Origin of the sequence: Streptobacillus notomytis (assembly GCF_001902585.1) — a bacterium.
Classification (GTDB): Bacteria; Fusobacteriota; Fusobacteriia; order Fusobacteriales; family Leptotrichiaceae; genus Streptobacillus; species Streptobacillus notomytis.
The window spans coordinates 47,104-58,983 of sequence record NZ_LKKV01000034.1 but is presented as its reverse complement, the minus strand read 5'-3'; the positions used below and the strand labels follow the sequence as shown (position 1 = coordinate 58,983).

10 protein-coding genes are annotated in these 11,880 nt (G+C 22.2%); 8 read left to right on the top strand and 2 right to left on the bottom strand.

What is annotated here, in order from left to right; translation table 11 throughout:
* The first annotated feature begins 1 nt into the window (after nt 1).
* The 7 genes from BUE91_RS01455 (at nt 2) to BUE91_RS01425 (ending at nt 8,154) form a co-directional block, all read left to right on the top strand.
* Complete coding sequence (locus tag BUE91_RS01455; RefSeq protein WP_073507713.1) at nt 2-688, top strand: FHA domain-containing protein; 687 nt, start codon at nt 2-4, stop codon at nt 686-688.
* Between the two features lie 11 nt (nt 689-699).
* Nucleotides 700-1,209: an FHA domain-containing protein gene (locus BUE91_RS01450; protein ID WP_066900669.1), complete on the top strand. Its 510-nt coding sequence runs from the start codon at nt 700-702 to the stop codon at nt 1,207-1,209.
* Nucleotides 1,209-2,972: a coiled-coil domain-containing protein gene (locus BUE91_RS01445; protein ID WP_073507712.1), complete on the top strand. Its 1,764-nt coding sequence runs from the start codon at nt 1,209-1,211 to the stop codon at nt 2,970-2,972. Before BUE91_RS01450 ends, BUE91_RS01445 begins: the two co-directional genes overlap by 1 nt.
* On the top strand, nt 2,951-3,637 hold the full coding sequence (locus tag BUE91_RS01440) for a protein kinase domain-containing protein (protein WP_083573712.1): 687 nt from the start codon (nt 2,951-2,953) through the stop codon (nt 3,635-3,637). Before BUE91_RS01445 ends, BUE91_RS01440 begins: the two co-directional genes overlap by 22 nt.
* Nucleotides 3,624-5,672, top strand: a complete 2,049-nt coding sequence (locus BUE91_RS01435) for a transcriptional regulator (protein WP_073507710.1) — start codon at nt 3,624-3,626, stop codon at nt 5,670-5,672. The genes BUE91_RS01440 and BUE91_RS01435 overlap by 14 nt, the downstream gene beginning before the upstream one ends.
* Nucleotides 5,673-5,730: 58 nt before the next feature.
* The gene (locus BUE91_RS01430; protein ID WP_073507709.1) at nt 5,731-6,213 is read left to right on the top strand and encodes a septal ring lytic transglycosylase RlpA family protein; all 483 of its coding nucleotides are present in this window, start codon (nt 5,731-5,733) and stop codon (nt 6,211-6,213) included.
* Nucleotides 6,214-6,564: 351 nt separating this feature from the next.
* The gene (locus tag BUE91_RS01425) at nt 6,565-8,154 is read left to right on the top strand and encodes an amidase family protein (protein WP_066900643.1); all 1,590 of its coding nucleotides are present in this window, start codon (nt 6,565-6,567) and stop codon (nt 8,152-8,154) included.
* Between the two features lie 32 nt (nt 8,155-8,186).
* On the opposite strand, the gene BUE91_RS01420 is transcribed toward BUE91_RS01425, so the two are convergent.
* Both BUE91_RS01420 and BUE91_RS01415 read right to left on the bottom strand, forming a co-directional pair.
* Nucleotides 8,187-10,154 (bottom strand): alpha/beta hydrolase family protein, encoded by a 1,968-nt coding sequence (locus BUE91_RS01420; RefSeq protein WP_073507708.1) that lies wholly within the window; start codon nt 10,152-10,154, stop codon nt 8,187-8,189.
* Nucleotides 10,154-10,615, bottom strand: coding sequence for a PTS sugar transporter subunit IIA (locus BUE91_RS01415; protein WP_073507707.1), 462 nt, complete (start codon nt 10,613-10,615; stop codon nt 10,154-10,156). Before BUE91_RS01415 ends, BUE91_RS01420 begins: the two co-directional genes overlap by 1 nt.
* A 188-nt stretch (nt 10,616-10,803) precedes the next feature.
* Between BUE91_RS01415 and prfA the strand changes: the two genes are divergently transcribed.
* Entirely contained in the window at nt 10,804-11,880 is a 1,077-nt protein-coding gene (gene prfA / locus BUE91_RS01410) for a peptide chain release factor 1 (RefSeq protein ID WP_066900638.1), read from the top strand.

The window sequence follows — 11,880 nt, the reverse complement described above, 5'->3', positions numbered from 1 at the left end:
TATGAGAAAATTGTTTACCATATTTAAAGTGAAGTTATTTAAATATATTATGCCAAATTCAAAAATTTATGGTAAAGTTAAATTTAAAAAAATTAATTCATACACACAATATATGATATTTTTGATTATTTTAATACTAATATTTATATTATTTATATCAATTAGATTCTCATACAAAGGTTTACTTATTTTTTATTCACTACTTAATGTTTATATACTGTATTTTTTTCTTTTTTATTATCCTTATGAAAGAAAAAGAAATATTAGATATATTAATAAGATCTTACAAGAAAAAAAAGAGGAATATATAAAAGAATTAAATGATGAAAAAATAAAATTAAGTATAGATACCATAAAAAAATTAACACTTAAAGATGATTTTGATTATGATATATATTCTTGGGATATTAAAAATAAAGCTTCAATAGTAATAGGTAAAAAATCTGAAAAAAATTATGATATAGATATTGATTTATCTAATCATGAGTATTCACATTTAATAAGTAGAATACATGGATTATTAAATAAGGTTGATGGAAAATGGTATTATGAAGATTTAAATTCTAGAAATGGAAGTGGAATAGAAAGAAAAAATAAGATAAAGGAAAAATTATTACCAAATAAATCATATTTAATTGAGGTAGGGGATATTATATATGTCGGTGTGATAAAGATATTGGTTAATTAAGGTGTGATTTAATGAAATTATTGAAATGTAGTAATGGACATATGTATAATACAAGCAAATATTCAAATTGTCCGTATTGCGATGGAAATAAAATAAATATTGAAAAAGAAGAAGAAAAAAAGCCAATAATATTAGAAGGCGATACTAAAACCTCAGTTTTTTGGATTAAGGAAACTAATGTTTCACCAGTAGTAGGATGGTTAGTATGTATTTCTGGATCTGAAAAAGGAAAAGATTATAGATTAATAAATGAAAGAAATTTTATAGGTCGATCTTCTGAAATGCATGTATGTATTGAAAATGATCAAACAATAGCGAGGAAAAATCATTGTTCTATAACATATAATCCTAAACAAAGAGTTTTTGTAATATCTCCAGGTGAAAGTAGTGGATTAGTATATTTACAAGGAAAAGCTTTATATGAAAGTAAACAAATTTTAAACTTAGATATCATAGAAATGGGGGAGAACAAATTCATATTCATAGAACTTTGTGGTGTGAATTTTGACTGGAATTATTGATGGATAATAAAAAGTTAGATATTTTACCCTGTTGTATAAATGAAAAGGATACCCATTTTGTATATTATGAAACTGAAGAATTTACAATAGGGGTATCTATTTTTATTGAAGGTCAAGGTAAAATAGAATTATTTGATAATTTAATGGAAGAATTAATTTATAGATTTACAGAAAATACTGTATTTAATTCAAAATATATAAAAAAATTAATTACAGAAATACTTTTTGAATTTGAAGATAGGGTAATAGTTGAAAATATTGAAAATACTAAAATATATTTATCGTGTATATTAACAGATTATTGCAATGTAATTTATGTATATATGAAATATTATTATTTTAATATAATAAGAGATGATGAAATATTTTTTAAAAATCAAATAATTGAAAAAGGAGATATAATTGGATATACGGAACTATTTCCCCTAATTGAAAATGATTTAATAGAAATACGTATAGGTAATAAAAAAATTGTTGAATTTAAAATACTTAAAATAAATAAGATATCAAAATTTACAAATAATAACTTTTTGATAAAGTTTACAATATTATTTTTAATATTTTTTGTATTTATATATTTTATATTATCAAACATTTATTTAAATAATAGTTTTAATCATATTGAAAACATATTTACAAAGGTGAATAATAATAATTTTGATTATTTATCAAATGAAAAAAAGTTAATTGAAATTGAAAATAGGTTAATACTTATAGATAAAAAATACATTTATTATACAGGTAAGAATATAGAAAAAAGAGAAAAGTTAAAAAATAAGTTAAGCTTAGAGAAGAATAAAAATAATATATTTAAAAATATTTTTGAAATTAAAAATATAACAAAAAAAATGATAAAAAATAGAGAATTTTTAAAAGCCAAAAATGAATATGTTAATATAAAAAATAAGATAGAGGACATCTCGCCCAAATTATTAATAGATATTAATAAGGATATAGCTGAGTTAGACAAATTAATAATTGAACAAAATAATGAATTATTTTTAGTTGGAGAGGACATAATTAAAAATACTGATATTTTAAATAATTTAATAGAGGTATATAAAAAATCAAAATTTGAAATAGATATAAATGATTTAGAAGATAGAAAAAATAATAATTTTAAAATATTAGATAATTTAAAAATAAAATTGGATAAGAGATATCTTAAAATTGATGATTTATTAGACCAAAATATTTCAGAAGGTTTAAAAGAAATAATTTATTTAAAGCAAGAATATAGTAAATTGGAATTTAATAAAGAAGTTGAATATTTAAGTAAAAAAGAAATTGAAATATCAAATAAAATATTAAATTTAGAAAGTAAAATGAATGAATTATATAATAGACATAAAGAATACTATGAGATTAAAGAATACATTACATCTATTTCATTTCTTGAAAAATCACTTTATTATGCTAATTTGTTGCATAATGACAATAAAATTAAAGAGCTAGAAGGTAGAATTAGATTAATTTATAAACAAAAGAAAAAAATAGAAATGGAAAATATAAAAAAAGTTGAAGATATAAAAGATAAATTGAAATTAGAAAATGATATGAAATATACCATTAAATTATCAATAGAAAAAGGTGATAAATTATTAAAAAATGATGAGTATGAGAAAGCGTTTATAGAATATAAAAAGGCTATAGAATTAATGGATAAAGTAAATTATTCAAAAAAAATAAAATTAGATATTGAGAAAAAGGTAGAATATATTAAGAAAAAAAAGGGCAAAAAATGGTGGGAATTATGGAAATGAAATATTATAAAAAAATATTTAATATTAATTTACCAGAATATAATTTTATGTTTAATTACGAAATAAATACCATGTTTTTCTTATTAAAAAATGAGATTTCATTTATACCTAGAATATTAAAAGTTAAAATAAAAAAAAATAATAGGGAAATTTTTTATGAAAAAATAAAAGGTAAGACTCTTAATGAAATAAATATATTAAATTATTCATTAAAAGAAAGACTAGAAATATTTAATAAAATTATTATTGCCATAAAAAGAATTCATGATTTAGGTTTAATACACAATGACATTAACTTAGGGAATATAATTATTAATGAAAATAATGTATATATTATTGATTTTTCTGAATCAAGATTTTTAAATGGTGAATATAATAAAAAATATTTTTCATATACTAAAGGATTTTCTTCTTTGGAAAAATATTCAAATATCGAAAAAAATTTTATTGAAAATGATACTTATTCTTTAACATCTATATGTTATTATTTAGTTTTTAATAAAATTTATCCTAACATTTGTGATTCAAATTATATTAATATTGTCCATTCAAATAAAAAATTAGAAAGATTTTTAAAAAAAGGTTTATCCTTGATAAAATATAAAAGGTATAATAGCACAGTTATTATGAAAGAAATGATAAGTGATATAATTGAAGAATTATAATAAAAATGAATTAATAGTAAAAAATAATTATGAACTATATGAGATAGCAAGAAAAGAAAATATCGTAGACAGGTATAATTTTGATATAAATAGAAAAAAATTAATAAATAATATATTAAAAAATAATGAGTATAAATATAATAAAAAAATTGAAGAATATCTTGAAATAGGCTATTATTCATTACAGGATTTTTTTGAAAAAAACTTAAGAGTTTTAGAGTTTGAAAAATTTGATATAATTATAGAAGATGTAATTATATATAAAGAAATAATTACTAAAGTTAATATATGTATCACTAAAAATAAGAATATAGATTTAAATATAGTTCTTTTAGTTAATGAATACAGATATATTTATGGTATTTTTAGTACAAAAATTTTAGATATAAATGATGATTACTATAAATGTGAATTAACATTAATACCTGAATTGAATAGATTCACATCAGAATATAATAATGAAAAGATATTCTTTTCATTTTTTGAAGAAAGTTCAGATCTATATAATATTTATTATAATAAATATAAAAGTGAAGTATTAAATGATAGTATTTATGGATATATAGTACCCATAATTAAATATAATATTATACAAAAAGTTGAAAGTATAGAAAATCTTTATGTTAAATTAGGTATAGATAATGTTGAGTCTAAATATTTAAAAGAAGATTATTGTATTGATATTTCAAATTTAGAAGATAATATTTCATTAAATTATGGAACTGAGGCTAAAAATATTTTAAAAGAAAATGAATATAAGACAAATAGAAGTTTTTTTACTCAAATAGATGATATAATTTATAATTATAATGATGCTATAATTATAAAAGATGAAAATTTAAATAGTCGAATAATAAATTTTTCTGAGTTATTTTTAAAATTTATGAAATTTTATATCAATAAAATAGAATATAAAATAAAAATTAAAATAAATAATGTCCTAATATTGAAAAATGAAGAGGAAGATTTAAATGATAATTTAAGTTTTGAATGTTATCATAATTTAAAGTATTTTATTGGAAAAGACAGAGAATACACATATATATTATCGGACATTAAGTATTTTAAAATAATTTACGTTAAGCATAGTGTTGTGAATAATAAAGTTTCATACAAATTAAAAATGAGTGAACAAGTGATACATGAAAATACATATCTTACAGAAATAATGTTTTTGAAAATGATAATGGAATATATATTAAATGATAGAAAATCATTATTTAAATATGAAGGTAATATGTTTAATTTTATGAAAGAAAATAGAGATTTTGAAATAAATTTATCTAATAATTATTCAATTTATGTAAGAGAAGAAGCTAAAGAATTGATGAATATGTATTATAAAGATGAAAATTTTAATAATAAAAAAGATTTAGATGATATAATAATTTACCTTTCATTTAAATCTATTTATGATTTTTTTGAAAATTTTAAAATTATAGATATACTTAAAAAATTTAATGATATTAAATTAAGTGGTAAATTAGTATACATGAAATATTTTATTGAGGTTTTAAAAGAATTTATACCTGGAAAAATATTGGAATATAAAAATATAGTAAATGAAAATGAGATATTTAATATTATTGATGATTATGAGAGAAAAAGAGATAAAGGAAATTTAATATTAGAGTATAAGTATATAGAACTTAAATATGATATAAATATTTCATATATTAACTATATAAGTGAAAAAATTAAAATAATATCATTTTATGAAAATATAGTTAATTTTATAGATAAAGATAACAATACTATTTTTATTGAAATTATTATAGAAAAAATTTATCAATATAAAAATAATGAAGAGTTTACATCAATAGTTAATTTTCCACAAGAATATATAGAACTTGATGAAAATGAACTTTTACATACAGATGAATTGGGAATAAAAGATATTGAAATTGATGAGGTTATTAATGATGTAATAAGAATATTTTTATCATTTGAAAGTAGAAATAAACTAAAATTATGTTTTGTTAAACGTATTGAAGATCAATTATTTTGTGCTTTTAATGACATTAATATACCTTGAAAATTGACAAATATAAAATATCCATGTTATACTTAGTCAATTCAGAAACGGAGGTACTATGAAAAAAATACTAACGATATTTTTATTGACTTTAACCTTATTATTAGTTAATGCTAGTGAGAATATTAGTGGTAGTCATATTGAAAATGTCGAAGTTAAAGGAGAAGATATTAAGGAATTAATATCTGAATTAAAAGAACAAAGCCAACCAGTAGAAGAAGAAAATATTAGAGAAATGGTTGAAACAGAAATTTATCAAACAGGAATTGCTTCATATTATGGTGAAAGATGGAATGGAAGAAAAACTGCTAATGGAGAAATATTTGATACATGGAAAGTATCAGCAGCTCATAAAAAATTGCCTTTTGGAACAAAAGTAAAAGTTACTAACATAAGTAACGGTAAATCAGTAAAAGTTAGAATTAATGATAGAGGACCGTATATTAAAGGTAGAGTTATTGATTTAAGTAAAGCAGCATTCAAAGAAATTGAAAATTTTGAAAAAGGAATTACTAAAGTTAAGCTAGAAATAGTAAAATAAATTTAAGACATAAAAGTTCAGTTATCTGAACTTTTTTATTTTTTAATTTAAAATTAGTGTTAATTGAAAAAAAATATTCAAAATGTTAGAATTTATATGTAGAAAAATATTAATAAAATAAGTTAAGTTAGAACAATTACTTTCTGTCTTTAAATTAAAGGGCAAATAGAATGTTTAATTATAAAAAATATGTCGATAAAATACATATAAATATGAATTTAAATATATAAGAAAGTCTTTTTATTGTTTCTTTATATGAAATTATATGTTCTATAATATTATTTTATATAATATTTTTAAAAATAAAGAAGGAGGATTTAAAGATAAAAATATATTTTTATCTGAATAACTATGATTAAAAAAATTAATAAAAAATTAATTAAATTGAGTAGTTTATTTCTATTATCAATTTTAACAATTTTACCTATTTCTAGTTTAGGTAATAACAATATGGAAGCTAGAAAAAATAGCAACTATATTTTAACTAAAGAAGAGTACAAAAAATTATCGGCTGTTCAAATGGCGAAATTGGTTAAGGAAAAAAAGGTAACACCTAAACAATTAATAGATTTGGCATATGAGGTAATAGAAGAAACAGATCCTATTTTGAATAATATAATTAAATATGACGGAAAATCTATAGATCCTAAATTAAAAGAAAGAGCATATTTAGAAGCTAAAGATGTTAAAAATATGGATAAACCTTTCTATGGTGTACCTATACTGGTAAAAGGAATAACTTTTGAATTAAAAGATGGGATTAATTCTCAGGCTTTAGTTTATAGAAAAGATAATATATCTAAAGATGATAATGCTTTAGTTAAGATGTTTACTGATTTAGGGTTTATACCTATAGCTCAAACTACTATACCTCAGTTAGGTTGGATAAATGTAACTAATTCTGATTTATATGGTTCTACTAAAAATCCTTGGGATATTAGTAAAAATCCTGGTGGTTCATCAGGTGGAACTGCAGCAGGAGTAGCTATAGGACAAACTGCAATAGGTACTGCAAATGATGGAGGAGGTTCTATTAGAATACCATCATCATTCTCAAGTTTAATAGGATATTTCCCTACAGGTGGAGTTATTAAAAATAATTCTGCAGCTGAAGGATTTAAATTAGAAAACTTCCTTATAGCTGAAAAAATGGAAGATGTTTTAGCTATAGCTAAGGCTCTTCACAATCCTGAATATAAGTTAAATGATAAAAAATTAAGTAAAGATAAAATAATAGCTTATACTACAAAAACTCCTGCTAATACTCCTATAAGTCCAGAAGCTGTAATAGCAGTTGAAAATGCAGTTAATTTCTTAAAAGATATGGGTTATACATTAGAAGAAGTAGACTATCCTATAGATGGAAGAGCTATGATGATGGCATATTATACAAATGCATCGTATATAGGAAGCAGAGTAGGTAAATTCGGAGAAACTTTACTAAAAAGACCTTTAAAGATGGATGATGTTGAATTATTAACTTGGGCTTTATACCAAGCTGGTAATAAGTTAAATAATGAAGATATAAATAATGCAAAAGAAACACTTAAAGGATTTAGAAAAACTGTAGATGAATTTTTTGATAAATATCAAGCTTTCATAACACCTACAACTTCTTATCCAGCTCCTTCAGCTGATTATAACCATATACCAGAAGAATTAAAAGTAAAAATGAGAGATATGTCTGGTTTAACTAAAGAAGAAGCTATACAATTAATTTATGATCAATGGTTACCTGCTTGGACTATTACACCATTTACTCAATTATCAAATGTAACTGATACACCAAGTATTAGCATACCAACGCATTTAACCAAAAATAAATTACCATTAGGAGTATTAATTTCAAGTGGAAGATTTGATGATAATATAATATTAGAAATAGCTAAATTATTTGAAGATAATAATAAATTCTTCTTATATCAAGATTATGAAAAATAGAAAATAGGGGCTAAATTTTAGCCCCTATTTAATTACTTTGTATATTTATTTATCCAATTTGTAATTTCTTCTAATCTTTCTATTCTAGCTTTTGGTTTACCACCTCTTGAAAGTCCATGGGATTCTCCGTAGAATAATACCATTTTAGTATCTACATTTCTATCTCTTAGAGCGGTAAATAATTGGTATCCTTGATCTACAGGACATCTATAATCTTCGTTAGAATGTATTATTAAAGTTGGAGTTTTAGCATTTTCGATATATTTTAATGGAGAATGATTCCAAATTTTTTCAAATCCTTTTTCATTAGGTAATGTAGTGTAATTTTGATCATCTGAGAAATAATAACCTATATCACTAATACCATACATAGAAATCCAGTTAGATATAGATCTTTGAGTAGCAGCAACTTTAAATCTATCTGTATGTGTAATTATCCAGTTAGTCATGAAACCACCATAAGAACCACCAGTTACAGCTAATTTTTCTTTATCTATATTAGGGTATTTAATTAACGTCTCATCAACAAATTTCATTAAATCTTCATAATCTATAGTTCCGTATTTACCTCTAATATCACTAAATTTATCTCCTCTACCACTAGAACCATGAGGATTTGTAAACATTACTACATATCCTTTATTTACCCAAACTTGCATTTCATGGTAATAAATAGTAGAATAAACAGTTTTAGGACCTCCATGAATATCTAATATTGCAGGATATGATTTGTTTTTGTCAAAATTTTCAGGTAATAGAACAAATCCTTTTATTATGTCTCCATTAGATTCAAATTCAAACATATTAGGCTCTGCTATATATTTGTCCTTCATAATGTCATCGTTATATGAAGTAACTTGTTCTAATCCATTTGATTTGTATATTTCTAATAATTTAGAATCTTTAAATCCTAATAGATATAGTTCATTTTTTAAAATTGCATATCCATCAACTGAACCTAATGAATCAGAAATAACGTATGATTTTCCATCTTTTACACCATGTAGCTCTGCTTTATATTCAGTAGTACATATATATGTTATTTCTTCTGTATCATAATCTACTTTAAAGCTTTCATTATACCCAAATCTAGCATCAGTACCAGTGGCATTTCCGTAACTAACATCTTCATCTAAGTAAAGTTCGATTTCTGAATTATCTCTATTTATTTTAAATATTTTACTATTTTCGTTTATACCATAAAATTCCATTAAACTTGCTATTGCATATATATTATTTTTACTGTATTTAGCATTTGAGAAACTATATTTTCCGTCATTAACTATAGTTTTTATTTCTGAAGTTTTTACATCATATTCAACTAAAGAGTTATATTTTTCCATTTTTTTATCAAAATATTCAGATATTAAAAGTATTTTATTATTGTCTATATCTAAAATATTTGTGCTAGTTCCATCAAGTAAAGTTATATTTTCAACTTTATTTTCAGAAGGTATATATTTAAAAATAGCGTTTCTTGATTTAGAAATATATGTAGAACCATCATTCCAAAATGGAATTTCATCTATAATTCTTCTAAAACTTTTATCTTTTGTTTCTTTGATGTACTTAGATTTTTCTTCCTTAGATAATGAGTGAAATTCTGGATTATCTAAAGAGTATTCAGAAGATAAGATGTATAAATCATCATGTATTTTATATATTTTATTTACAGAAAAATCAAATTCTAAAAATTTTTCAGCTTCACCTGATTTTTCTATATTTAATTTATATATTACACTACCATTTTCATTTTCTTTATCCTCATCAGTTCTTTTAGAAAAAAAGTATATATTAGAATTATCTAAAAATTCATAATTTCCTTCATTTGTTAATTTTCTATGTTCCTTACCATCAAACATGTATATACAACTATCGTATCTATTTTTTTCTAAATTTGGTTTTGTTAGTATATATGTTAGTATACTTTTGTCTTTATTTGATTTTAAATTCCAAATGTATTTAAAATCGTTCATTGTATCTATATTTAATTTAGACATTATATATTTACCTCTTCTAATTTGTTAATTAAATTTATTATTCCTTCTTTAGATTTACAGTTAGAAACTACATTAACATTAGTTTTGTTATAAAAAATTTTAGCTATTTTAGCTAAAGCTTCTAAATGTAAATTATTGTATTTTGCAGGTGTAGCTATAAATAGAAAAAGTTTAGTTTTTTCATTATCCAAAGATTCAAAATCAACACCTTCTTGACTTATTCCTAAACCTATAGAAAAATGAGTTATATTATTACTTCTAACATGTGGTATAGCTAATCCATGTTCTAAAGCTGTTGAACCAGCATCTTCTCTGGCAACTAAATCATTGTAAAGTTTTTCTTCATCTAAAATTTCTCCAGTTTTAACTAAAGATATTAATTCTTTTAAAATTTCTTTCTTTGTTTTTGATTTTAAATCAATGCAGATATTCTCTTTTTTTATAATCTCACTTATTAACATATAAGCACCTCCGTTCTTTTTATTATTATAGCACTATAAAATAAAAAGTCAATATAAGAAAAACTAGACTTTAACTATATTTTTAGCAGTAAATATTCTTTAATTATGTAAAGTTTTTATCGATTGATAAAAAAGTACATTTATGCTATAATAAATAGTAAAAAATAAAAAAATGAAAGGGGAAAATGATGTTTCAAAAATTAGATGAAGTTGTTGAAAAATACGAAGAAATAAATAGATTACTTATGACACCAGAAGTATTATCAGATCCTAAAAAATTAATGGAATATAATAAAACATTAAGTCAAATGTCAGAAATTGTTGAAAAATATTTATCATATAAATCAAAAAAAGAGGCTTTGGAACAATATAAAGAAGAAATAAAAATTGAAAAAGATGAAGAAATGTTAGAAATGTTAAATATAGAAATTGATTCAATAGAAGAAGAAATTCCTAGGTTAGAAGAAGAATTAAAAATATTGCTTTTACCTAAGGATCCAAATGATGATAAAAATGTAATAGTTGAATTAAGAGCAGGAGCAGGTGGAGATGAAGCTGCTTTATTTGTTTCTGACATATTCCGTATGTTTACAAGATATGCTGAGAGAAATAGATGGAAAACAGAAATAATAGATAAAAATGAAATAGGTGTTGGAGGATTAAAAGAAATAACCTTCTTAATATCTGGAAAAGGTGCTTATTCAAGGTTAAAATTTGAAAGTGGAGTACATAGAGTACAAAGAGTTCCTGATACAGAAGCATCTGGAAGAATACATACATCTACAATTACTGTTGCAGTATTACCTGAAATAGATGATGTAGAGCAAGTAGCTATAAATCCATCTGATTTACAAATAGATACATATAGATCTAGTGGTGCAGGTGGACAGCACGTAAATACAACTGATTCAGCAGTTAGAATTACACATAAGCCTACAGGTATAGTTGTAACATCACAAGATGGAAGATCTCAAATTAAAAATAAGGAAGCAGCCATGAAAGTATTAGCTTCTAAACTATATGAAATTGAGGTTGAAAAACAAAGAAGTTCTGTAGAAGCTGAAAGAAGAAGTCAAGTTGGTACAGGAGATAGATCTGAAAAAATTAGAACATATAATTATCCTCAAGGAAGAGTTACTGATCATAGAATTAAATTAACTTTACATAGATTAGATGCTATACTTGATGGTTCTTTAGATGAAATTATTGATGCTTTAATAGCATTTAATCAAGCAGAGTTGTTAAAAAATTCAGGTGAAAATTAA

Coding starts and splice junctions, on each gene's coding strand:
- BUE91_RS01445 (WP_073507712.1), top strand. CDS start 1,209: ATGGATAATAAAAAGTTAGATATTTTACCCTGTTGTATAAATGAAAAG.
- BUE91_RS01455 (WP_073507713.1), top strand. CDS start 2: ATGAGAAAATTGTTTACCATATTTAAAGTGAAGTTATTTAAATATATT.
- prfA (WP_066900638.1), top strand. CDS start 10,804: ATGTTTCAAAAATTAGATGAAGTTGTTGAAAAATACGAAGAAATAAAT.
- BUE91_RS01425 (WP_066900643.1), top strand. CDS start 6,565: ATGATTAAAAAAATTAATAAAAAATTAATTAAATTGAGTAGTTTATTT.
- BUE91_RS01415 (WP_073507707.1), bottom strand. CDS start 10,615: ATGTTAATAAGTGAGATTATAAAAAAAGAGAATATCTGCATTGATTTA.
- BUE91_RS01450 (WP_066900669.1), top strand. CDS start 700: ATGAAATTATTGAAATGTAGTAATGGACATATGTATAATACAAGCAAA.
- BUE91_RS01430 (WP_073507709.1), top strand. CDS start 5,731: ATGAAAAAAATACTAACGATATTTTTATTGACTTTAACCTTATTATTA.
- BUE91_RS01440 (WP_083573712.1), top strand. CDS start 2,951: ATGGTGGGAATTATGGAAATGAAATATTATAAAAAAATATTTAATATT.
- BUE91_RS01420 (WP_073507708.1), bottom strand. CDS start 10,154: ATGTCTAAATTAAATATAGATACAATGAACGATTTTAAATACATTTGG.